The sequence below is a fragment of the Lentzea sp. NPDC004782 genome (assembly GCF_040609115.1).
Taxonomy (GTDB): Bacteria; Actinomycetota; Actinomycetes; order Mycobacteriales; family Pseudonocardiaceae; genus Lentzea.
The window spans coordinates 1-22557 of the sequence record NZ_JBEXJN010000080.1 but is presented as its reverse complement, the minus strand read 5'-3'; the positions used below and the strand labels follow the sequence as shown (position 1 = coordinate 22557).

Annotated in this window: 22 protein-coding genes; 14 read left to right on the top strand and 8 right to left on the bottom strand. The window is 71.5% G+C overall.

The window, feature by feature from the left end; genetic code table 11:
* The first annotated feature begins 189 nt into the window (after positions 1–189).
* The 3 genes from ABZV40_RS41670 to ABZV40_RS41660 all read left to right on the top strand — a co-directional run bounded on the left by ABZV40_RS41670 (position 190) and on the right by ABZV40_RS41660 (position 2615).
* Complete coding sequence (locus tag ABZV40_RS41670) at positions 190–1245, top strand: hypothetical protein (protein WP_355454966.1); 1056 nt, start codon at positions 190–192, stop codon at positions 1243–1245.
* Positions 1242–1760, top strand: a complete 519-nt coding sequence (locus ABZV40_RS41665; RefSeq protein WP_355454964.1) for a GNAT family N-acetyltransferase — start codon at positions 1242–1244, stop codon at positions 1758–1760. The genes ABZV40_RS41670 and ABZV40_RS41665 overlap by 4 nt, the downstream gene beginning before the upstream one ends.
* 117 nt (positions 1761–1877) lie before the next feature.
* Entirely contained in the window at positions 1878–2615 is a 738-nt protein-coding gene (locus tag ABZV40_RS41660; RefSeq protein WP_355454962.1) for an Asp23/Gls24 family envelope stress response protein, read from the top strand.
* A gap of 50 nt (positions 2616–2665) precedes the next feature.
* On the opposite strand, the gene ABZV40_RS41655 is transcribed toward ABZV40_RS41660, so the two are convergent.
* Positions 2666–4954, bottom strand: a complete 2289-nt coding sequence (locus ABZV40_RS41655) for a VIT domain-containing protein (protein ID WP_355454960.1) — start codon at positions 4952–4954, stop codon at positions 2666–2668.
* Entirely contained in the window at positions 4951–5490 is a 540-nt protein-coding gene (locus ABZV40_RS41650; protein WP_355454958.1) for a MerR family transcriptional regulator, read from the bottom strand. The genes ABZV40_RS41655 and ABZV40_RS41650 overlap by 4 nt, the downstream gene beginning before the upstream one ends.
* Positions 5491–5622: 132 nt before the next feature.
* On the opposite strand from ABZV40_RS41650, the gene ABZV40_RS41645 reads away from it, so the two are divergent.
* Entirely contained in the window at positions 5623–6747 is a 1125-nt protein-coding gene (locus tag ABZV40_RS41645) for a BMP family ABC transporter substrate-binding protein (RefSeq protein ID WP_355454981.1), read from the top strand.
* 1 nt (position 6748) lies between these two features.
* Here the strand turns inward: ABZV40_RS41645 and ABZV40_RS41640 are convergent, their stop codons facing one another.
* Complete coding sequence (locus ABZV40_RS41640; RefSeq protein ID WP_355454956.1) at positions 6749–7438, bottom strand: TetR/AcrR family transcriptional regulator; 690 nt, start codon at positions 7436–7438, stop codon at positions 6749–6751.
* Between the two features lie 53 nt (positions 7439–7491).
* Between ABZV40_RS41640 and ABZV40_RS41635 the strand changes: the two genes are divergently transcribed.
* Positions 7492–8916 (top strand): MFS transporter, encoded by a 1425-nt coding sequence (locus ABZV40_RS41635; RefSeq protein WP_355454954.1) that lies wholly within the window; start codon positions 7492–7494, stop codon positions 8914–8916.
* 26 nt (positions 8917–8942) lie between these two features.
* A complete protein-coding gene (locus tag ABZV40_RS41630; RefSeq protein WP_355454952.1) occupies positions 8943–9746 on the top strand; it encodes a glucose 1-dehydrogenase in 804 nt (267 codons plus the stop codon).
* A gap of 4 nt (positions 9747–9750) precedes the next feature.
* On the opposite strand, the gene ABZV40_RS41625 is transcribed toward ABZV40_RS41630, so the two are convergent.
* Both ABZV40_RS41625 and ABZV40_RS41620 read right to left on the bottom strand, forming a co-directional pair.
* Positions 9751–10851 (bottom strand): zinc-binding dehydrogenase, encoded by a 1101-nt coding sequence (locus ABZV40_RS41625; RefSeq protein ID WP_355454950.1) that lies wholly within the window; start codon positions 10849–10851, stop codon positions 9751–9753.
* Positions 10848–11261: a thioesterase family protein gene (locus tag ABZV40_RS41620; RefSeq protein WP_355454948.1), complete on the bottom strand. Its 414-nt coding sequence runs from the start codon at positions 11259–11261 to the stop codon at positions 10848–10850. The genes ABZV40_RS41625 and ABZV40_RS41620 overlap by 4 nt, the downstream gene beginning before the upstream one ends.
* A gap of 143 nt (positions 11262–11404) precedes the next feature.
* Here ABZV40_RS41620 and ABZV40_RS41615 point away from each other — a divergent pair, with 143 nt between their 5' ends.
* The 4 genes from ABZV40_RS41615 (at position 11405) to ABZV40_RS41600 (ending at position 16061) form a co-directional block, all read left to right on the top strand.
* Positions 11405–12850, top strand: coding sequence for an FAD-dependent monooxygenase (locus ABZV40_RS41615; RefSeq protein WP_355454979.1), 1446 nt, complete (start codon positions 11405–11407; stop codon positions 12848–12850).
* Positions 12847–13869, top strand: coding sequence for a hypothetical protein (locus tag ABZV40_RS41610; RefSeq protein ID WP_355454946.1), 1023 nt, complete (start codon positions 12847–12849; stop codon positions 13867–13869). The genes ABZV40_RS41615 and ABZV40_RS41610 overlap by 4 nt, the downstream gene beginning before the upstream one ends.
* 23 nt (positions 13870–13892) lie before the next feature.
* Positions 13893–14522: a TetR/AcrR family transcriptional regulator gene (locus ABZV40_RS41605; RefSeq protein ID WP_355454944.1), complete on the top strand. Its 630-nt coding sequence runs from the start codon at positions 13893–13895 to the stop codon at positions 14520–14522.
* Positions 14523–14633: 111 nt separating this feature from the next.
* Entirely contained in the window at positions 14634–16061 is a 1428-nt protein-coding gene (locus tag ABZV40_RS41600; RefSeq protein WP_355454942.1) for an FAD-binding oxidoreductase, read from the top strand.
* Between the two features lie 73 nt (positions 16062–16134).
* Here the strand turns inward: ABZV40_RS41600 and ABZV40_RS41595 are convergent, their stop codons facing one another.
* From ABZV40_RS41595 to ABZV40_RS41585, 3 genes are all read right to left on the bottom strand, one after another.
* Positions 16135–17292 carry a nucleotide disphospho-sugar-binding domain-containing protein gene (locus ABZV40_RS41595; RefSeq protein WP_355454940.1) on the bottom strand — a complete coding sequence of 386 codons (1158 nt, stop codon included), beginning with the start codon at positions 17290–17292 and terminating at the stop codon, positions 16135–16137.
* A gap of 13 nt (positions 17293–17305) precedes the next feature.
* A complete protein-coding gene (locus ABZV40_RS41590) occupies positions 17306–17728 on the bottom strand; it encodes a GNAT family N-acetyltransferase (protein WP_355454938.1) in 423 nt (140 codons plus the stop codon).
* Between the two features lie 82 nt (positions 17729–17810).
* Positions 17811–19001 carry a serine/threonine-protein kinase gene (locus ABZV40_RS41585; RefSeq protein ID WP_355454936.1) on the bottom strand — a complete coding sequence of 397 codons (1191 nt, stop codon included), beginning with the start codon at positions 18999–19001 and terminating at the stop codon, positions 17811–17813.
* A gap of 154 nt (positions 19002–19155) precedes the next feature.
* On the opposite strand from ABZV40_RS41585, the gene ABZV40_RS41580 reads away from it, so the two are divergent.
* The 4 genes from ABZV40_RS41580 to ABZV40_RS41565 all read left to right on the top strand — a co-directional run bounded on the left by ABZV40_RS41580 (position 19156) and on the right by ABZV40_RS41565 (position 22440).
* Positions 19156–19653 carry a DUF488 domain-containing protein gene (locus tag ABZV40_RS41580; RefSeq protein ID WP_355454934.1) on the top strand — a complete coding sequence of 166 codons (498 nt, stop codon included), beginning with the start codon at positions 19156–19158 and terminating at the stop codon, positions 19651–19653.
* Positions 19654–19722: 69 nt separating this feature from the next.
* On the top strand, positions 19723–20622 hold the full coding sequence (locus ABZV40_RS41575; protein ID WP_355454932.1) for an ABC transporter ATP-binding protein: 900 nt from the start codon (positions 19723–19725) through the stop codon (positions 20620–20622).
* Positions 20622–21347, top strand: a complete 726-nt coding sequence (locus ABZV40_RS41570) for an ABC transporter permease (protein ID WP_355454930.1) — start codon at positions 20622–20624, stop codon at positions 21345–21347. The genes ABZV40_RS41575 and ABZV40_RS41570 overlap by 1 nt, the downstream gene beginning before the upstream one ends.
* Before the next feature lie 10 nt (positions 21348–21357).
* The gene (locus ABZV40_RS41565; RefSeq protein WP_355454928.1) at positions 21358–22440 is read left to right on the top strand and encodes a histidine kinase; all 1083 of its coding nucleotides are present in this window, start codon (positions 21358–21360) and stop codon (positions 22438–22440) included.
* Positions 22441–22557: the final 117 nt, after the last annotated feature.

The following is a 22557-nucleotide window of genomic DNA, read 5'->3' as shown; positions in this document are numbered from 1 at the left end:
CTGGGCTCCAGGGCGAACCGATACGCCTGGATCACGGGGGTCACGAGCGACACCCGATCACCCTGTCGAACACATGTTCCCATCGCTGCGAAGGTCGCCTCAGCTCAGACGAACACGTTCGATCACACATGATCACAGACCACCGAACAGTTCAGAGCCCCTGAACACCGCAGAGGACGGAGAGGACGAGTGAGTTCGTACGAGGCCGGCCAGACGACCGGCCACGAGGCGGCGCTGGGCCGGCTCAGGACCAAGAAGGCGCAGATCCTGTACGCGCTGGAGCACGTGCCGCACGGGAGCACGGTCGAGGACGTCCGGCGGTGGCTGCACCGGCACGGCCAGCAGGTGCCGACCAGGCCGTACGCCGCGCCGATCGTGAACGAGTGGCGCGCCCGCAACGGGGTCACCGACACCGGAGGGCACGTGCCGCTCACGCCGGAGCTGATCGCGGAGCTGGAGCAGGCGGAGTCCATCGCGCGCCGGGCAGCCGAGGCTCACGGGGCTGCCGAGGCGGGCACCACCGAGGCGCGGCGGGGTGTCCACCGGCCTGCCGAAGTTCACCACCCCACCGCGCCGGCACAACCCGTCGGCGCCAAGGGCTTCTACGCGGTCGCGCTGCTGAGCATCGGCGTCAGCGTCGACACCTCGTGGCGCTTCTTCGCGTTGCGCCTGGGCATCACCGACGCCGTGGAGCGGGTGGTGCTGTTCTCCGTCATGGAGTCGGCGCTGGTCGCCTGCGGCTGGGCGATGCGCGCGGGCGTGCGCCGCGACGGCCGTCCCGGTCCTGCCCGGCTGGTGGCGTGGGCGCTGACCGCGTTCGCCGCCTTCGCCGCGATCAGCCTGTCAGGGCCGGTCGCCGGTGCCGCGCGGGTGCTGCTGGGTCCGGTGCTCGGGCTGGTGATGCTGCACCTCGCGCTCGGCATCGAGATCCGCGCCGCACGGCGGCGCACCACCACGTGGGCACGGGTCGGTCGTGAGCTGCGGGAACGTCTCTTGTCGTTACTGGGCCTGGGAGACGACCACCGCGACGCCCTCGCCCGCACCCGCGACCGGGCGGCGTTGCGGGCCGCGAAGCTGGCGCTCGCGAGCCGGTGGACGCCCTTCCGGACGTCACGGCTGCGCAAGGCGCTGCACGCGTCGCACGTCGCGCACGATCCCGCCCAGCGCGACCGGATGTTGCGCGAGCTCGGTGTGCTCCAGCACGCCCGGAAGCTCGCGGAGACCAGCCAGCCGTCGCCGTGGTGAGCTTCGTCGAGGACGCCGGGCTCGCCGCGGAGATCGCCGACCTGGTGAACCGGGTGTACGCCGAGGCCGAGGCCGGGCTCTGGCTCGACGGAGCCGCCCGCACCAGCGAGGCCGAGGTCGCCGGCCTCATCCGCGCCGGGCAGATCGCGGCGGTCAGGTCGGACGGCCGGGTCACGGGTGCCGTGCGGCTCCAGCAGCTCGACGAGGAGCTCGGCGAGTTCGGCATGCTGGTGGCGGCACCCGAGGCGCGCGGCACCGGCGTCGGCCGGGTACTCGTTTCCTTTGCCGAGCAATGGGGACGCGAGCACGGCCTCGCCCGGATGCAGCTGGAGCTCCTCGTGCCGCAGACCTGGGATCATCCGGTCAAGGAGTTCCTGCGGGAGTGGTACACGCGCATCGGCTACCGCGTCGTGCGCAAGGGCGATCTCGCCGACGACCACCCGGCGCTGGTGGAGCACCTGGCCTGCCCGTGCGACTTCCTCGTGTTCCACAAGGAGCTGGACTCGTTGAGATAACAGGGAAATCTCGAAGTGGAGCAGACGATCACAGGCGTCGCCGGGCTGCCTATCATGGCGCGGTCTGTTCCCCCACCTCCCTGCGCGCAGCGCTCTCGAAAGGGGCACCACTCCCCCATGTCCGAGATCATCAGCACCTTCTTCAGCCGGCCCCGCAACGACATCCCTGGCACCGCGGAGGAGGTCACGACCCCCGCGTCGCTGCGGGTCACCGACGCTCCCGCCGAGGTCGTCACCGAGGAAACCGTTGACACCGAAGCGATTCCGGCCGAGGACGAAACCGCCGAAGCGGTCGAGGAGCTCGCGCCGGAGGCCACCGACGAAGACGCTGCCGACGAGGACACCGCGGAAGAGGCTGACGAGGACGCCGTCGCGGAGACCGAAGAGGACGCTGCGGCGGAAGACGAGAGTGCCGGGGAAGACGAGCCCACCGCGCTCGAAACCGAAGACGCGGCAACCGAAGACGCGGCAACCGAAATCGAGGACGCCCCGGTCGTCGGCGAGGTCGACGTCGAGGCCGAACCGGTCGCCGGGGAAGCACCGCAGGCCCGCCCCGCCGCGAGCAGCCGCGGCAGCGTCACCCTGAGCGACAGCGTCGTCGCGAAGGTCGTGACCGTCGTCGTCGGCAAGGTCGACGGCGTGCACGGTCTCGACGACGAAGGCGTTTCGGTCGCGGTCGAGGACGACGTCGCCACCGTCAAGGTGTCGCTGGTGATCGAGTACGGCCACGCGATCAAGGCGCTGGCCGAGCAGATCCGGGTCGACGTGATCGAGGCCGTCGAGCAGTTCCTGGGCTACGACGTGGCGGCGGTGGACGTCCACGTCAGCGACATCCACGTGCCGGACGCCCTCTGACCTCCGCCTGGCTCGGTCCTGGGCGCGCGGGACCGAGCCAGGCGACCCGTTCAGCGCCAGAAGCTCCGACGCCGTTGCGGCACCTCGGCGAACTCCCTCAGCACCTGCACCGCCCGTGCCCACAACTCGTCCACGTCACCGCCCGCGCCGAGGTCCGCGACCAGACGGCGCAACGGCTCGTACTCGGGGCCCTGCTTGGCGGCGACGAGGATGCCGAGCCTGCTGGCGAGGTCGGCGAGCAGGTCCTGGCGTTCCCAGGCGGGACGGCCCGCGTCCTGCTCCAGGCGTCGCAGCTCCAGCGCGGCGATCTCGCGCAGTTCCGCCGGGTCGTCCGGCACCGGCACGGGCCCGGGAGCGGGCGGAGGCATCCGCTTCGAGGCCGAGAGCGGACGAGCACCGCGGGGAGCGCTCACGAAGTCCCGCGGTCCGGAAGGCGCCGCGGGGCTCATCGTGGCCGACGGACCCGCGTAACCCCGGGTGGCCAGGGAGATCGGCGGGTGCACCGGCGCCCACCCGGCGGGCGGCTCGACCGGCTGCACCACCCGGTGCACGGTCCCGTCGGACACGACTCGCTCGTCCACCGCCACGAAAGCCGTGAAGCGGCACAACACCCCGAACCGCAACGAGGTCCGCACGATCTCCTGCTCCACCGACCGATCACCGGACGCGTACCGGTCCTCCAGGTCGCGCAGCGCCGCACGAGCCCACTGCGCCCGGACCGCGGGCTCGCTGTGCTCCAGCACGGCCACCGTCTCCTGCCACTCGGAACCGTCCCGAGCCCGGCCCCGCACGACGAAACCGTCCGGCACAGCGCCGCGATACCGCCCGAACACCACCAGCGGCACGCCGGGGTAGATCGCCGAAGGCGGCCGCGGCAGAGCGGAGGCAGGCGACACCACGACATCGGTGACCACCGGCGCACCGATGCGACGCTGGATGTGCGTCATCGCCTCGTCCAGCCGGTCCTCGCTCTCGACGAGCTCACACCGCCCCGCACCGGCAGCCGCGAGCCGGCCGAGGAAGCCCGCGTTCACCGCGGTGTCGATCCCGACGGCGTGCACGCGCGTGCGGTTGATCAGAGGCGCGACGGACCGCAGCAGATGATCCTCGTTGGCCACCTGACCGTCCGTCACCAGCACCAGCACCGGATCGCGGTCCTCACCGGCGTCGGCGAGCAGCCGAAGTCCTTCCTGCAGCGGCGCGAACAGCTCGGTTCCGCCACGTGCCTCGACGCGCGCCAGGTGCTCGACGGCGCGGAACCGATGGCGGTCGCCGGCCGTCACCAGGCCGGCGCCGAGGTCCGGGCGGTCCACGCGGTCGTCGAAGGTGATCACGGCGAACGTGTCGTCCGCGGTCAGCGTGTCGACGATGCGGGCCGCCGCCCGCCGGGCCGCGACCATCTTCCAGCCCGACATGCTGCCGGAACGGTCGAGCAGCAGCACGACGTCCCGCGCACGGACAGGGCCGGCGGCCTCGGGCGGCAGGACCGTCAGCTGGTAGGTACCCCCGTCGGAGTCCACATCGGACACGCAGACGGCGGACGAGCCGGCGCCCTCGTAAGCCAGCCGCAGCACGAAGTCCCGGTCGACCCGCTCACCGGGCTGCACCGCCAAAGTCATGCCCTCACGCACAACGGTGTGCAGGCTCGACCGCACCTCGCCCAGCGAGAGCCCTGCCGGGTCGATCTCCACGCCGATGCTCAGCCGCACGGGGTTCGGGAAACCGGGCAGCAGCACCGGTGGCGTGATCCGCGAGGCGTCCGGCACCAGATCGGTGTCGAGCGCGTGCCCGTCACCGACGGACGGCCCGTCGAGCGGGCTTCCCGGGATGTACCGCGGCGCCACCACCAGCGGGAACCGGAAGGTGGCCGCGCCGTCCTCGAACACCAGCGGCCCGGTCAGGCTCAGCTCCACGCTCACCTGAGAGCCCGCGGGGATGTTGCCCACCCGCATGGTGAAGACGTCCGGTCGTTCCTCCTCGACGATGGACGCCTGCCTGCCCGCCGCGATCGCCTCGTCGTAGGCCTGACGTGCCTCGCCGCGTTCCTGCAGCGAGGCCACGACGGTGCGGTCGCCGGCGGTCATCTTCATGCCGGTCACGGCGGCGCGGTCCGGGAGCGGGAACACGTAGGTCGCTTCGAGGGCCGTGTCGAAGGTGTTCACGAAACCGGTCGTCAGCACGACGCGGCCGAGCAGGCCCGTGATCGCCGCTCGCACGTCGAGGCGCTCCAGCGGCAGGTTGCCGCGTTCGGTGCGCAGTGCACCGATGCCCGCGTCCGCGATCGCCCGGCCGATGCGGTCGGCTTCCGCGCTCTTCATCGGGGCGACGGAGAAGGTCATGACGGTTCCCTTTCGGTGAGCAGACCACGGGCGGCGAGCAGGTCGAGCAACGGCCGGGCGGCGGCCGCGATGTCCGCGCAGTCGGCGGCACTGGGCGAACCGGGCACCAGCACGACCACACCGCCTTCCAGCGCCACGCCGTTGAGCGCGACCGCGGGTCGCGCGGGTTCGGCCCAGAACCGGGGACGGACCGACGAGGCGGGCGGTGGGTCACCGGACTCCAGCAGCCCGTCGGGAACGCGGGCGATCTCCGCCAGCGTCGCGTCGGTGGCGCCGGCGAGCGAAGCCTGGATCTCGGCCAGCGTCCTCCCTTCCGACTGCAGTCGTTTCACGGCCACGAGCTGAAGCAGGTGGCGCCGGTCGTACAACGCGGTGCGGCCGCGCATCGCCGACGGCCGGTCGACCAGCCCCGTCGTCGCGTACCAGCGGACGGCCCGCCGGTCGGGCACGTCCCGCACGCGTCCGTTGGGCGCGCCCGAGTACTCCGCCGTCAGCGCGGCGGAGACGCGTTCCAGCAGCTCGTCGAGCGTCCACACACTGCGATACTGACACTGCAATCGTGACAGTGTCAACATCTCAATAGATGAATGCTCAACCGATCGATCACGGCGGGCGGTACCGTCCGCACGGAAACCGATCAACAAGGGGGACGAGCCGTGCGCCGTCACATCCGCGGCACCGCCGCTGCCGCGATCGCGCTGACCAGCCTCGTGGTCGTCAGCGCCTGCGCGAAGGACTCCGGTGGCACCAGCACTTCAGCCACCGGTACCGCCTGCGAGTTCTCGGCGCCGCCCAGCGCGCCCACGACCTCCAGCACCGCCGCCGCCGACTCCGACAAGGTCGACGGCAGCGCGCTGAAGATCGGCCTCGCCTACGACATCGGCGGCCGCGGCGACGCGTCGTTCAACGACCTCGCCGCCGCCGGGTTCGACCGGGCGGTCAAGGAGCTGGGCGTCAAGAAGGAGAACGCCCGCGAGCGCTCCGCCGCCCCCAACGAGGACGAGGCCGCCAAGCAGACCCGCCTGCGCCAGCTCGCGTCCGAGGGCTTCAACCCGATCGTCGGCGTCGGCTTCGCGTACACCGAGGCGCTCAAGGTCGTCGCACCGGAGTTCCCGAACGTCAAGTTCGGCCTGGTCGACTCGACCGTGGACGGCGCGCCCAACGTCACGCCGCTGGTGTTCGCCGAGCAGGAGGGGTCCTTCCTGGCGGGCGTCGTGGCCGCGTACCAGAGCAAGAAGTGCCACGTGGGCTTCGTCGGCGGCGTCGACATCCCGTTGATCCAGAAGTTCGAGGCCGGGTACGTGCAGGGCGCGAAGACCGCCGCACCGAAGATCCAGGTCGACAAGAAGTACATCACCCCGGCCGGTGACTTCACCGGGTTCCAGGACCCGACGAAGGGCCAGGAGGCCGCGAAGGGCCTGATCGACAAGGGCGCCGACGTCGTCTACCCGGCCGCGGGCGCGTCCGGCCTCGGTGTCTTCTCCGCGGCGAAGCAGGCCGGTGTGCTGGCGATCGGCTGCGACGCCGACCAGTACAACCAGCCGGCGCTCGCCAGCAACAGGGACGTCATCGTCGCGTCGAGCCTCAAGCGCGTCGACGTCGCCGTGTACGACTTCTACCGCGCCGTCGCGAAGAACGACCTCGCCTCGCTGCCGAAGGTGTTCGACCTCAAGGTGAACGGTGTCGGCTACGCGGCGTCGGGCGGCAAGGTCGACGCGAAGCTGCAGGGCATCCTCGAGGGCTACAAGGCCCAGATCATCGAAGGCAAGATCAAGGTCGCGGACAAGCCGTAGCTCAGCCCTCCAGGCCCTGCAGCAGCAGCCGCAGGGTGAACTCGAACCGCTCGTGCCCGTCGCCCGCGTTGATCTTGTCGACGTGGGCGACGGTGTGCGGGAACCGGCTCACCGGGAGCATCCGCAGCCGCGCCAGCATCTCGTCCCGGTCCACGACCCCGCGCAACGACGCCTCGACCGTGTAGGCGCTCACGTACAGCAGCGCGGCGTCGATCGCCCACGCCGCGGGCTGCGGCGCCACGCCACCGGCCAGCAGGATCGCGAGCATGCCCTCGGTGATCCGCAACGTGTCGAGGTTGTTCGGCGGGGCGGACAGCGCGGCCCGCGCGATGCCCGGATAGCGCAGGAACTGGTCGCGCAGCTGGGCGCAGACGTCGACGAACTGAGCACGCCACCGCGCGGCGTCCGGCGCGGGCAGCGACACGTTCCTGCTCAGCGTCCCGATCAGCAGGTCGTCGAGCTCCGCCTTGTTCCGCACGTGCGCGTAGAGCGAGGCCGGACCGGTTTCCAACGCGGCGGCGACCCGCCGCATCGTCAGCGCGTCGAACCCCTCGGTCTCCACCAGCCGCAACGCCGTGGTGACGATGCGGTCGACCGTGATCGGTTCCTTGCGCGCCGGCGGCGTTCCCTGCTCCAGCGCGGCGATCTGGGACGCCCATTCGTCGCGTGACGTACCCCGCTTTCGGTTCATGAGCCCTACTCTACCAGTTGACACGAACACTGTTCGCCCGTAGAACAGTGTTCGTGTCAATCTCCGCGCAGTCTCGCCTGCGCTCCCCCGGTTCCCTGCGTGAGGCGTGGATCGCCCTCGCCGGGCTTTCTGCCGTCTTCCTGTTCGAGATGCTCGACAACTCGATCCTCAACGTCGCGCTGCCCACGATCGGCCGCGACCTGAACGCCTCGACGACCGCGCTGCAGTGGGTGTCGAACTCCTACGCGGTCGTGTTCGGCGGGCTGATGCTCGTGTTCGGCGCCGTGGCGGACCGGTTCGGCCGCCGCCGGATCATGCTCATCGGGCTCGCACTGCTCTGCGCGGCAAGCCTTGCGACCGTGTTCGTCACCTCCGTCGCCGCACTCGTCGCGGTGCGCTCGGTGATGGGCGTCGCGGCGGCGATGACCACGCCGGGTTCGATCGCGCTGGCGTTCCGGTTGTTCCAGGACGACGACCTGCGCGTGCGCTCGATGACGCTGATCTCCACCGTCGGGCTCGTCGGCCTGGCGGTCGGGCCGCCGCTCGGCGGTTTCGTGCTCACCATCGCGCCGTGGCAGGCGTTGCTGCTCGTCAACGTGCCGATCTCCGTGCTGGCGATGATCGGCATCGGCCGCGGCATCCAGGCCGACGGCGCCGAAGAACTGCATCGCAGTCCCGCGGACTTCCTCAGCGGCGTGCTCGGCACCGCGACGATCGTGCTCGCCCTGGTCGTGCCGACGTTCTTCGTCGAACAGGGTGCGCATTCCTGGATGCCTTGGGCCGCAACGGCGCTGACCGTCGCAGCTGCCGCTCTCTTCGTCGTTCGCGCCCGGACCGCGAGCCATCCGCTGCTGGACCTGAAGCTCGTCGCGCGCCCGCTGGTCGCGAGCGGTCTCGCCTACAAGGCCGCGACCGGACTGGCGGCCGCCGGTCTCACCTACCTGGTGACGTTGCAGCTGCAGCTCGACTGGGGCTGGTCCCCGGCGCTCGCCGCGGCCGGGATGCTGCCGCAGGTCGTCGTCCTCATCGCCGCAGGGCCGGTGGTCAACCGCTTCGTGCGCTGGGCAGGGCTCGACCGGGGCGTGTGGCTGGGCGCGGTCTGCGTGGTGGCCGGGCTCGCCGTCTACGCGCTGCTCGGCCGGACCGGGTACGCGCCGGTCGCGGCCGCCCTGGTGCTCGTCGCCGTCGGCATCCGGGTCGTCGGCGCGGTCGCGGGCGTGAACGTGCTGAAAGGCCTGCCGGAGAACCGGACCTCGATCGGTGCCGCGCTCGTCGACACCGCGTCCCAGGTCGCCTCGGCCACCGGAGTCGCCGTCAGCGGCACGGTGCTCGCCGCGCTCTTCGCCGGTGGCATCACCCGACCAGCCTGGAGCAGCGCGCAAACCGCGCAGTTCGAGCAGGCCGTCACGGTCGGAAGCCTTGCCCTGACGGCGTTGTCGGCCGCGCTCGTCGGCTGGGCCTTTCTGAATAGGGTGTGAGCCCACTCACCTCAGGAGGCGACGCGATGACGAGCTACCAGCTGAACGGACGGAAAGCACTGGTCACCGGTGGCGCGCGAGGACTGGGCGCGGGCATGGCGCAGGCACTGGCGGCGGCCGGCGCCGCGGTGCTGATCGGCGACGTGCTGGAGGACGAGGGCAAGCAGACCGCCCAGGCGCTGCGTGATTCGGGTGCGACGGCGGAGTTCGTGACGTTGGACGTCACCGACGACGACAACTGGGCCTCGGCGGTGAGCACGGCCATCGACACGATCGGCGGCCTCGACATCCTCGTGAACAACGCGGGCATCGAGATCACCAGCCTGATCACCGAGCTCGATCCCGCCGACGCCCGCAAGATGCTGGACGTCAACGTGCTCGGCACCGCCCTCGGCCTGAAGCACGGGTTGCGGGCGATGCGTCCCGGCGGTGCCGCGGGCAACGGCGGCTCGATCATCAGCGTCGCGTCGGTCGCGGCGACCATCGCGTTCCCCGGCATCAGCGTCTACTCGGCCACCAAGTCCGCGATCGACCGGCTGACCAGGGTGGCGGCCGCGGAGTCGGGCAAGCTCGGCTACGGAGTGCGGGTGAACTGCATCCACCCCGGTCTCACCCCCACCGCGATGGGCAACCAGCTGGCCGTGGACTGCGCCGAGCTCGGCCTGTTCCCCTCGCCGGAGGCCGCCGCGGGCGCGGTCGTGGAGCTGACGCCGCTCGGCCGGCTCGGTCAGGTCGACGACATGGCCGACGCCGTGGTGTTCCTGGCCTCCGACGCGTCGAAGTTCATCACCGGGGCCGGTCTTCCGGTCGACGGCGGCATGGGGATGTAGCCGCTCACGCCATGATCACGACCTGCCGCACCGCCTGCCCCGAGGCGAGCCGGGCGAACCCGTCGTTGATCTCGTCCAGCGCGAGCCGCCCGGACAGCAGCCCGTCGACCGGCAGCCGGCCCGCGCGGTAGAGGTCGACGAACCGGGGCACGTCCCGGCGCGGCACGCACGAGCCGAGGTAGCTGCCCTTGAGCGTGCGTTCCTCGGCGACCAGGTTCAGCGCGGGCAGCGTCACGGTCCGGTCCGGGTGCGGCAGCCCGACCGTGACCGTGGTGCCGCCGATCGCCGTTGCGGCGTAAGCCTGTTCGAGCACGGCCGCGACACCGGTCGTGTCGATGACCTTGTCCGCGCCGCCGCCGGTCAGCTCCCGGACGTGGGCGACCGCGTCCGGTCCGCCGGCGACCTCGTGCGTCGCGCCGAGCGTTCGTGCGAGCTGCCGCTTGTGCTCCACCACGTCCACCGCGACGACCTGGGTGGCGCCCGCCGCCAGTGCCGCGAGGACGGCCGCGAGACCGACACCGCCGAGGCCGAACACCGCGACCTTCTCCCCCGGCACGACCTGGGCGCTGTAGAAGGCCGCACCCGCACCGGTCAGCACCGCGCAGCCGAACAGCGCGGCGACGTCGAGCGGCAGGTCCGGCGGCACGAGCGTGGCCGACCGGCCGGAGATCACCGTGTACTCGGCGAACCCGGACACGCCGAGGTGGTGGTGCGGCCGCGTGCCGTCCGGGAGCGTCCACCGGCGTTGCCCGCTCAGCAGCGTGCCGTCGCGGTTCGCCGCGGCGCCCGGTTCGCACAACGCCTGCCGTCCCGACGCGCACCGGCGGCACGCACCGCACGCGGGCACGAACGAGAGCACGACGTGGTCGCCCGGCGCGAACTCGGCGTTCGGCCCGACCTCGACGACCTCGCCCGCCGCCTCGTGGCCGAGCACCATGGGCAACGGCCGGATGCGGGAGCCGTCGATCACCGACAGGTCGGAGTGGCACAGGCCGGTGGCGTGCACGCGCACCAGCAGCTCGCCCGGTCCGGGCGGGTCGAGTTCCAGGTCGACGATCTCCAGCGGCTCGCCGACGCCCGTGAGCACCGCGCCTCGCGTCCTCACGCGACCACCAGACCTTCCATCGCCGTGCGCAGGTGCGCGGGGATCTCCACGGGTTTGCGGGTCGTGCGGTCGACGAACACGTGCACGAAGTGGCCCTCCGCCACCACGTCCTCGCGTCCTTCCAGGAAGAACCCGATCTCGTAGCGCACGCTCGACCGGCCGAGGTGCCCGATGCGCAGTCCCGCGTCGAGCGCGTCCGGGAAGGCGACCGAGGCGCGGTAGTTGCAGTGCGACTCCACGCACAGGCCGATCTCGGTGCCGGCGTGGATGTCCAGCCCGGCCGCGATCAGCCACGTGTTGATCACGGTGTCCATGAACGCGTAGTGGACGACGTTGTTCACGTGCCCGTAGACGTCGTTGTCCGCCCATCGGGTCGGAATCCGCTGCCAGTGCCGGTAGTCGTCGCGCACACGCCCTCCAGTTCGAGTTGCCGTGTACGCACAATGCCAGGCGGCCGAACGGGCGCAATGCCCCACGCGCTTCTTGACGCCTTTTCCGGCCGATCATACATTCGAGCCCACTTTGTATGATCGAGCTCAGGGGGCTGGTCCGCATGAGGCTCGGCACGACGGCTCTCGTCCTCGGTGGCAGCGCGGCCGGTCTGTGCGCCGCCGGAGCGCTCGCTCCCCACTTCGACCACGTGCTGGTGCTCGAACGCGACGAGCTGCCCGCCCAGGCCGAGCACCGCCGCGGGGTGCCGCAGAGCAAGCACCCGCACTTCCTGCTCAACTCCGGCCGCCGGGCGATCGAGGCGCTCTTCCCCGGTTTCGAGAAGGCGCTCGTCGCCGCGGGCGGGCTGCACCTGATGCCGTCCATGGACGCCGCCTACCTCGACGGGGAGGGCTGGTCGGCGCGCAAGCGCAGCACGATGACCATGATCTACAGCTCGCGGATCCTGATCGAACGCGTGCTGCGCGACCACGTGCGGGCGTTGGGCAACGTGGAGATCCGCGAAGGCGTGTCGGTCAACGGCTTGACGACCGCTGACGGTGCCGTGACCGGGGTGCACTTCGGTGACGAGCACGTGGAAGCCGACTTCGTGGTCGACGCGATGGGCCGTGGCTCCGCGGTCGGTGCGTGGCTGGTGGCGGCGGGGTGGCCGGAGCCGGAGGTGCGCACGCTCGACGCCAAGGTCACCTACACCTCGCGCTGGTACGAGCTGCCCGCCGAACGCCCGCCGTCGTGGTGGTGGCAGCACCTGGTGATCATGCCGACGCCGGACCGGGGCGAGCACCCGCCCGAGCACGAGTTCCTGGTCAACTTCTTCCCGATCGAGGGCAACCGCGTCATCGCGTGCATGGGTTCGTGGGGCCTGGAGATGCCGCGCTCGCCCGAGACGTTCACCGACTCGGCACGCCGGGTGCGGACGCCGCTGTTCGCGGCGGCGATGGAACGCTGCTCCCCCACGTCCGAGGTGCACCTGACCCGGTCCACCGGCAACAAGTGGCGCCGCTACGACCGGTGGCGGACACCGCCGTTGCGGCTGGTGTTCGTCGGCGACTCGATCTGCGCGTTCAACCCGTTCTACGCGCAGGGCATCAGTTCCGCGGCGACCTCGGCGTTGCTGCTGAGCCGGCACCTGTCCCGCGCGCACCGGCTCGACGCGGCGTTCTCGGCGCGTTTCTTCGCCGCGCAACGCAAGACGCTCAACGTGCCGTGGCGGCTCGCGATGGCCCGTGACCAGGGCTACCGGTGCGCCGAGGGCACCGAGAAGCCGCCGGAGTGGAAGCGCCGCCTGCTCGACGCGGTGTCCAACCCGGCGTTCAGCTTCATCGTCGGCGCCGCCCGCGAGTACCCGGTGGTGGACGAGCACTTCGCCAAGGTGTTCAACCTCGACGAGTCGCTGGGCGAGATGATGACCAACCCGCGCGTGCTCGCCGCCCTGCTGCGTTACCGCCTGCGCACCGCGCTGGGCCGGCAGCGCGTGCCGTTCGGCTTCGACCCCCGGCTCGACCCTCCCGCCACGGACTACTCCCCCGCCGCGGCGGCGGCACGATGACGTGCTCACCGGAGGCGCAGGCCGTCACACGCGGTCTCGGCTTCGACTGCGACGACGTCTCGCCGATCGTCTCCGTGCGGCTTTCCTGGGCGCACTGGACGATGCCGGTGCTGGAGCTGCTGGTCGTCGGCGGGGCGATCTTCGCGCTGGTGCACGCCGTCCGCCGCTACCGCGCGGGCGACCGGGTCAACCTGGCGCTGTGGTGGGCGTCGCTGGTCTACCTGTTCGTGATCGAACCGCCGCTGTACTTCCCCGAGTGGTTCGGGCTGGACCACATCTACGGTTTCATCTTCGCGCACAACCGGTTCACCGTGCAGTTCATGTGGGACCGGCTGCCGCTCTACATCGTGGCGTTCTACCCGATGATCAGCCAGCTCGCCTACGAGGTGGTGCGCTCGCTCGGCGTCTTCCGGCGCGGCGCGCTGCCCGGCGCGGTGGCGGTCGCCTTCGTCTGCCAGGTGTTCTACGAGGTGTTCGACCACATAGGACCGCAGCTGCGGTGGTGGGCGTGGAACCCGGCCGACCACGTCGTGAACCAGCCCGCGATGGCGTCGGTGCCGTTGCAGAGCGCCTTGCTGTTCGCCTCGGTCTCGTTCGCTGCGATGACGTACCTGGTGGTACGCCTGGTCCGAAGTGGACGGTCGTTCGTGCTGTGGACCGCGGTGGCCGGCGTGCTCACTCCTCTGGCGATGGCTCTGGCGGGCATCCCGTCCCGCCTCGCCGGTGGAAACGTCACCGCACAGGCGTGGGTGCTCGGCGTCGAGCTGGGCCTGGTGTGGCTGGCCGGAGTGTGGGTCGTCGTGACGACCCGCGAGGTTGTGCAGCCGTCGGCGTTCGCCCGCTACTACCCCGCTGTGTATCTGGGCGTGATGGCGGTGTTCTGGATCAGCGCCCTGCCCGCGTACTTCGGCGCAGTTGGTGGCATCACCGCTGACGGCACCCCGATCGGCAGCGGCCTGTACGCCCTGGCCTGCTTCTGCGCAGCCGGTGCGACGCTGTACCGCACACGCCGCGCCTGAGCGTTTCGGGAAAGATGGTGCGCATGGGGCACCACGGATGGCAGGGCAACCCGCCCGGCACGGAGTCGGAGGCGCGCCGCCGCATCGTCGAGGCCGCCACGGCGTGCATCGACCGCAGCGGCCTCACCAGGACCAGCCTCTCCGACGTCGCCGCGGAGGCCGGCGTGACGCGGCAGACCGTGTACCGCTACTTCCCGCGCCTGGCGGACATCCTCAGCGCCGTCGCGATCGACCGCGTCGAGGAGTTCGCCGCCCGGATGGAACGCCACCTGGCCACGTTCTCCACCCCTGCCGAGGTCGCCGTGGAGTCCGTCGTGTTCGGCGTCCGCGAGGTGCCGCGCGACCCGCACCTGGGTCTCCTGCTGCACGCGGGCGAAGGCGACCACTTCACCGGCGCGGTCACCTCGTCCGACTCGTTCGCGCTCGGGGCGCGGATCCTGCGTTCCGTGCCGGTCGACTGGGCCTCTGCCGGTGTGTGCACGGAGGCGGACTTCGCCGGGCTGGCCGAGGTGCTGATGCGGCTCTTCCTGTCGTTCCTGCGGTTTCCGTCCACGCCCGCACTCACCGATGATCAGCTGCGGGCGCTGGTCGACCGCTGGATCGGCCCAGCGATCACGCCCGAGACCGAGCCCGCGCGCGTTCGACGTCGATGATGGGCTCCTTGCTCCACGTGAGGTGGAGCAAGGAGCCCTTCATCGAGCACCCGGCGTTCCCGGTTCAGCGCGTTGGCCGTCGCGGCTGATCACAGCGTGCCACCATGGCACGTGGATCGACGCAGGTTTCTCCAAGTCGCCGGGCTGACGGGCGCGGGTGCCGTGCTCACCGCGTGCACCACCACGCCGACAACGCCACCTCCACCGCCGCCGTCCAGTTCGTCCGTTCCGAGTGGACCGCCGGACTGGCAGGCCCTGCGCTCGCGCCTCTCGGGCCGGCTCGTGCTGCCCGGCGAGGACGGCTTCACCTACCAGGGCTTCAACCCGGTGCAGGACAGCAGGAAACCCGCCGCCATCGCCCGCTGCGCCTCTCCCGCCGACGTGCGGGCGTGTGTCGAGGCGGCCCGGCTGCGCGTGCCGATCGCGGCCCGCAGCGGCGGTCACAGCTATGCCGGCTACTCGACGCCGGAGGGTGGCCTCCAGGTCGACCTGCGTCGCCTGGCCGACGTGGAGGTGCTGCCCGGTGACCGGGTGCGGGTCGGTGCCGGGGCCGCGCTCGGTGAGGTGGCGCGGGTGCTCGCGGCGGCGGGCCGGTGTCTGCCGACCGGCACGTGCCCGACCGTGGGCGTCGCGGGCCTCACGCTCGGCGGCGGCATCGGAGTGCTCGCACGCAAGTACGGGTTGACGTGCGATCACCTGGTCTCGGCCACCGCGGTCACGGCGGACGGACGGCTCGTCACCGCGTCCGCGCAGCAGGAACCGGACCTGTTCTGGGCGTTGCGCGGCGGTGGTGGCGGCAACTTCGCGATCGTCACCGAGTTCGTGTTCGGCACCGTGCCCGCACCCGACGTCACCGTGTTCTCCCTGCAGTACAACACCACCGCGGACGTGCTCGGCGCGTGGCAGCGCTGGATCGCGCAGGCGCCGGACGAGCTGTGGTCCAACGTCGTCGTGCGCGGCGGCGCCCAGCCCACCTGCCGGGTCGGCGGTTGCTTCGCCGGATCCGTCGGCGAACTCGCGTCGCTGCTGTCCGGCCTGCCCGCCGCCGCCTCGCGGTTCATCCAGCCGCAGACCTACGCCGAGGCCACGAAGTACTTCGCCGGCAACGGCATCGAGCACGAGTCGTTCGTGGCGTCGTCCCGCGTCCTGCGCTCGCCGCTGGACGACCCCGGCAAGGCCGCGGAACTCATGAACGGCCAGTCCGACGAGTCGTACCTGATCTTCGACAGCCTCGGCGGCGCGGTGGCGGCAGTCGCGCCCGACGCCACCGCGTTCCCGCACCGCACCGCCCTGGCCGGCGCGCAGATCTACTTCAAGACCCCGCCGGAGAACGCACCGGACACAGCTCGCGCGATGGCGCGGGTGCGGGACGGGCTCGGCGCGCTGACCGGCGACACCGGGTACGTCAACTACATCGACCCGCAGCTGCCGAAGTGGGCCGAGGCGTACTACGGGGCGAACCTGCCGCGGTTGCGGGAGGTGGCCGCCAGGTACGACCCCGATCGGGTGTTCGCGTTCGCTCAGTCGGTGCCGCGCTGAGCACGGCCAGTGCGCAGACGTCTCAAACCGGGTGTCGGCCTCGGCGACGCCGAAACCGCCGAACCATCCACGTCTACCGCAACTGGGGCGTCAGCGCGGCGCGGCACACCTCCACCGGGTCGCGGACACCGGCGATCGTCGCCGCCGCACGAGCGGCCGCGGCCGCGAAGCTCGGATCGCCCAGCACGCGTGCCACGGCGTTCCGCAGGCCATCCACAGTGGACGGACGAACGATCAGGCCGCTGCCCTGCCGGGCGACGCGGTTCGCCATCTCCCACTGGTCGCCGCCGCCCGGCACCACCACGACGGGCACGCCCGCCAGCAACGCCTTGGCCAGCATGCCGTGGCCGCCGCCGCAGACCAGCACCGCGGACCGGCGCAGCAGCTCGTCCTGGCGGCCCGGCCCCGCGCGGACCCAGTCCGGCAGGCCCGCCGGTGGCGAGAACGTCGAGATCACCGCCCGCACGCCCAGGTCGCGCAACGCCGAGAGCGTCATCGACGCCATGCCGGTGGCGCCGGTCCACGCCGTCGACGGGGCGACCATCACCAGCGGACCGTCGCCCGGCGGTGGGCTCATCCGCTGCTCACTCGCCTCCCACAGCAGCGGGCCGACGACGTGGGCGTTGTCGGGCCAGTCCGGGCGCGGCACCTCCAGGGCGGGCAGCGTCGCGACCAGCCGCACCGCCGGGCCCGGTTCGCGCGGGCCCAGGCCGATCTCCTGGCGGACGGCGGCGCGCTGGCGCTCGCCCTGACGGATCGACCTCGCGGTCATCGCGCGCAGAAACGCGTCGCGCAGCCTGCCGCGCACTCCGGTGCCGACGGCCAGGCCGCTGCCGAGCGGGGGCAGGCCTCGTGACGGTTCGTAGAGCGGGTGGGGTGACAGCTGCGCCCACGGCACGCCGAGCAGTTCCGCGGCCATGCTCGCGCCCAGCGCGAGGATGTCGCAGACGACCAGATTTGGTGCCAGGGCGGCGAGTTGCGGAGTCAGCGCCGACGCGAGGGTGGCGGCCTGGGCGTGCAGCGCGCCACCGAGGTCCGCCGCGTCCCGCAGGTCGTCCAGCGCCAGCCCGGTCACCCGTGACGCGGTGATTCCGGCACGGGTGGCGGCGTCGACCCAGCGACCACCGGTGAGCAGGAACGGGGTGTCGCCCGCCTCCGCGAACCTCAGGCACAACGCGATCGCGGGCACGACATGCCCCGGATCGCCTCCGGAGACCACAGCTACCCGCACGCGCGCCAGTCTCTTACAGCGCCTTGCTGAAGTGCAGCGCCGGAATGACGTAACCGGAACCGAGGTAGAGCCGGTGGGCGTGGTGGCGCTGCGTGCCCGAGTCGAGGTGCACGCCGGTGCAGCCGAGGCGGCGGGCCTCGTCGTCGACCCAGCTCAGCAGCGCGCTCGCGTGGCCCTGGCGGCGCGCGGACGGCAGCGTGCTGAGGTCGTCGATGTAGAGGTGTGATCCGGCGTAGAGGTTCGTGAGGTGGCGGAACCCGGCCACCGCGGCGACCTGGCCGGAGGCGTCGAGGGAGGCGACGAGCCGGTAGCCCTCCTTGCGCTGGGTGCGCACCGCCGCGACGAAGGCGTCCTCGGACGTGAGGTGCGGGCGGAGCTCACGCATCGCCTCGTACGCCAGCGCGGTGTTCTCGTCGTTCAGCTCGGTGATGGTCATATCGGTGATCATCGGACATGAAGTGGCCTTCCCGAAGGCCCATCTCGAACGTATTTCAGAAGGCCACTCACCGCCGAGGACTTCAGAAGCCGCAGCCCTCCGGTGACCAGCTGGTGTCGCTCGCGTTGCTGCCGTCGGCGCGCACGACCCGTACCTGGACGCACAGCGCACCCGGCGCGTAGAGCTCGATCGACGGCGTCTGGACCGAGCCGGACTTCAGGTCGTCGTTGGTGCGCCAGACGAACGAGTCGTCAGCCTGCTGCGTCGGGTAGGTCCAGGTGAAGCGCAACGTCGTGGGGTTCACGCGGGTGGCGTTGACGGTCGTCTTGCCGGTCGGACCGCCCGGTCCCGAGGCGGCGTTCTGCGGCTGCGCCGTCTGCGGTGCCTGCGGCAGCGAGTCGTCGTCCAGGAACAGGACCGCGCTGGTGCCGATCACCCCCGTGGCGACCGCGGCGACACCGGCGTAGATCGGCCAGCGCGCCCGTTTGCGCGCAGGCGGCGGCGCGACGGAGACGGCCACGGCGTCCGAAGCGGACGCCGCACCGGCGGGGTGGACGTCCCGCAGGCGTCGCGCGAAGTCCTCCGCGGACTCGGGCCGCAGCGCCGGGTCGGCCGACATCGCCTGGTGCAGCAGGACTTCCAGCGGTCGCGGTGCCCGTCCGGTCGGCGGCGGGCTGCCGCGCAGGATGCGCTGCTCCAGGGCGGCGTGCGTGTTGTTGCCGCGCGGCACGACGAACGGCGGGTACCCCGCGAGCAGGTGCCACAGCGTGGCCGCGAGGGAGAAGACGTCGGAACGGGCGCTGTAGGCGCCACTGGTGATCACCTCGGGCGCGGTCCACGGCAGCCGGTCACGGCCGAGCACGCCGAAGTCGGTCAGGCACGCGGCGCCGCCCTCGTCGAGCAGGACGTTGGCCGGCTTCACGTCTCGATGCACCACACCGGCCCGGTGCGCGGCCTGCAGCGCGTCGGCGACCTGGAGGCCGATCTCCACCACGCGCTCGAACCGCAACGGCGCCGGCGATCCGGCGTCACCGCCGGAGTAGTGCTTCATCACCAGGTACAGCAGTCCGGCGCGGGTCCGCCCGGCACGGTGCACGGTGACGATGCCGGGGTGCCCGAGCGCGAGCACCGTCCTCATCTCGGCCGCCCGCGGTGGGTCGACGAGCAGCTTCACCGCTGCTTCGCCGCCGCCGCCGTCGCGGTACAGGTGAACGTTCTTGCCGAGCGGTCGGACGTACCGGAATCCGGGGATCTCCGGTAACTCCTCTGTCATTCGCCACCTCAGTCGCCAATGCTGCCGGTCAGGTGGCCCCGTCCACCTCCGATGACTGAGTAATCCACGCCGGTGCGACTGTCAACGGTCAAGTCACCAGTTGAGACGGCGCCGTGGGCGGCTCATCCTCGAAGCTGTGCTGGAGGAGGCCCGCATGTCACTCGCGAACCCCGGCCGGTCGATCAAGGTGGTGACGATCGGCGTCTACGGCTTCGACGCGGACACGTTCCTGCGGCGGCTGCGGCAGGCGGGCGTGCGCGTGCTGCTCGACGTGCGGCAACGCCGTGGCGTGCGCGGGTCTGAGTACGCCTGGGCGAACTCGCGGCGGTTGCAGGCGGCGCTCGCCGAGGCGGGCATCGGCTACGAGCACCACACCGAGCTCGCGCCCACCACCGAGATGCGGCAGGTCCAGTACGCCGAGGACGATCGCCAGGGGGTCGGGAAGCGGTCCCGGCACGAGCTCGCCGCCGAGTACGCCCGCCGCTACACCGCGGAGGTCCTCGACGCCGCCGACCTCGCGCCGATCGCGTCCGGGGACGGGGTCGCGGCGCTGTTCTGCGTGGAGGCCGATCCCGAGGCGTGCCACCGCTCGTTGATCGCGCAGCGACTGGCCGACGAGTACGGCGTCCCGATCGGGCATCTGCGCCCGTGACATCTGTCATGGCGCAGTCGTGACAGCTGAGACCCGCACCGTCGGTTTCGGACCGCCAGCATTGTGGACATGACGGAAACAGCTGTGCGAGCCGGCGCCGCGGTGGCGCTGGGCGGTCTGCGGAAGCGGTTCGGGGAGGTCCGCGCGGTCGACGGCATCGACCTGGTGATCTCGCCGGGCGAGGTGGTGGCGTTGCTCGGCCCGAACGGCGCCGGGAAGTCCACGACGGTCGACATGATGCTCGGTCTGTCCACTCCGGACGCCGGGACGATCAGCGTGTTCGGCAAGCCGCCGCGCGAGGCGGTGGTGGCGGGGCAGATCTCGGCCATGCTGCAGAGCGGGGCGTTGCTGGAGGACGCGACGGTCGCCGAGGCGGTGGGGCTCATCGCGGCACTGCACCGCAAGCCGATGCCGGTGGCGCGGGCGCTGGAGCAGGCGGGCATCGCCGACCTCGCGAGCCGCAAGTGCACCAAGCTCTCCGGCGGGCAGCGCCAGCGGGTGCGGTTCGCGCTGGCACTGGTGTGCGAGCCGGACCTGCTGGTGCTGGACGAGCCGACGGTCGCGATGGACGTGGAGACGCGGCGGACGTTCTGGCAGCAGATGCGCGCCTACACCGACACCGGGCGGACGGTGCTGTTCGCGACGCACTACCTGGAGGAGGCCGAGGAGTACGCCGACCGCGTCGTGCTGATGCGGTCCGGGCGGATCGTGGCGGACGGGTCGGTGGCGCAGGTGCGGGCCGCGGTGTCCGGGCGGACGCTGCGGGCCGTGGTGCCGGGGGCGGCCGACCTCGACCTGCCCGGCGTGCGGGCGGCCGAACGGCGGGGTGACCAGTTCACGCTGACCTGCACGGACTCCGACGCCGCGGTGCGCGCGCTGCTGGCCCAACACCCCAACGCCCACGACATCGAGATCACCGCACTGGGGCTCGAGGACGCGTTCCTCGCCCTCACCGGGGAGGACGACTGATGAACACCCGTTTCCTGGCACTGGAGCTGCGGCGCGCGGTGCGCAACGGCCGGTACCTGATCTTCACCGTCGTGGTGCCGTCGGTCATGTACCTGCTGTTCGTGAGCCTCTACGGCGGCGGCGGCACGTTCCCCAACGGGCTGCCGGTCACGACGTCGCTGATGATGAACATGGCGTTGTTCGGGGTGATGGCCGGACCGTTGTCGGTCGGCGCCCGGATCGCGGTCGAGCGGGCCATCGGCTGGCAGCGACAGCTGCAGCTCACGCCGCTGACCGGTTCGGGATACCTGTTCACCAAGGGCACGCTGGGCATGCTGGTGGGGCTGCCGGCCGTCGTGCTGGTGTGCGTGCTCGGTGCGGTGAAGGGCGTTCAGATGGACGCGCTGCACTGGGTCGGTGTGCTGGTGACGCTGTGGCTGGGCGCGATCCCGTTCGTGCTGATGGGCATCGTGATCGGGCTGGTCGCGAGCCCGGACGGCATGCAGGCCATCACCGGTCTCGCCTCCATGCTGCTCGGCCTGCTGGGCGGCATCTGGATTCCGGCGGACGTGGCGCCGGACTGGCTCGCGACGCTCATGAAGGTGCTGCCGGTCTACTGGATCAAGGAACTGGCGCAGGCACCGTTCGTGTCCGGTGTGGACGTCAAGCAGGCGCTGCTGGTGATCGGGCTGTGGGTGGCGGGTTTGTCGCTGATCGCCGTGCGCCGCTACCGCGCGCAGAGCTAGGTTCGTCGTCGTGCGCCGCCGCAAAGAGGACAGCAACGTCAAGTGGTACCTGTTCTCCTGCCTGTTCGTCCTGTTCTACATCCCCGAGCTGATCTACAACGTGATCACCAGCGACGGGAGTGCCGCGGCGCGCGCGGTGCTGGTGACGTTGATCCTCGTCTACGCGCTGGGCTGGCTCTGGGCGCCGCGCTGGCTGTGGACGAGCGGCAGCGAGAACGTCAACACGGCGATCTGCCTGGCGCTGCTGGGGGTCGGTCTGGTCGTCGTGTACTGGCTGGGGATGCCGTCCGCGGGCCTGCTGGTCTACATCATGTCCACGATCGGTGTGGTGCTGACGTCGCAGCGGGCCATCGCGATCAACGTGACGGTCCTCGCGGTGCTGGCGCTCACCATGTTCCTGACCGACGACCTGCCCCGTGACGGCGGCCAGCTGATCACCTTGCTGTCGATCTCGCTGGGCATGCTCTTCCTGGGCAAGATGATCCGGGCGAACCGGGCGCTGGCCGCGGCGCAGGAGGAGATCGCCGCGCTGGCCCGCACCGAGGAGCGCAACCGGCTGGCGCGGGACCTGCACGACATCCTGGGGCACAGCCTGACCACGATCACCCTGAAGACCGGCGTGGCGCGGCGGCTGCTGGAGAGCGCGTCGCCCGACCGGGCCCTGGAGGAGATCCGCGAGGTCGAGCACCTCACCCGGCAGGCGCTCAGCGACGTCCGCACCACCGTCTCCGGCTACCGGGAGGTGTCGCTGTCGGCCGAGGTGGTCGGCGCACGGGCGGCACTGCGCGCCGCGGGGGTGGAGGCGGACCTGCCGCACGCGGTGGACAACGTGCGACCCGAGCTGCAGGGGGTGTTCGGGTACGTGTTGCGCGAGGGGATCACCAACGTGCTGCGGCACGCGGCCGCGACCCGGTGTTCCGTCCGGCTCGGGGACACCTGGCTGGAGGTGCGGGACAACGGGCGCGGCGCCGGCGTCGGCGAGCCCGGGACCGGGTTGAGGGGGCTGGCGGAACGGCTGGCCCCGCACGGTGGCACGGTGCTGGCGGGGCCGCTGGACGAGGGCGGGTACCGGCTGCGGGCCGAGGTGACGTGATGTGGCAGGAGCGCTTGCGTCGTGGGGGGTGGGGGGGGGGGAAGAGCCCGAGGCGGGGGAGACGGGGCACCAGCACAGCCCCGGAGGGGCGGGGGGGGGGGGGGCGGAAGTAGATAA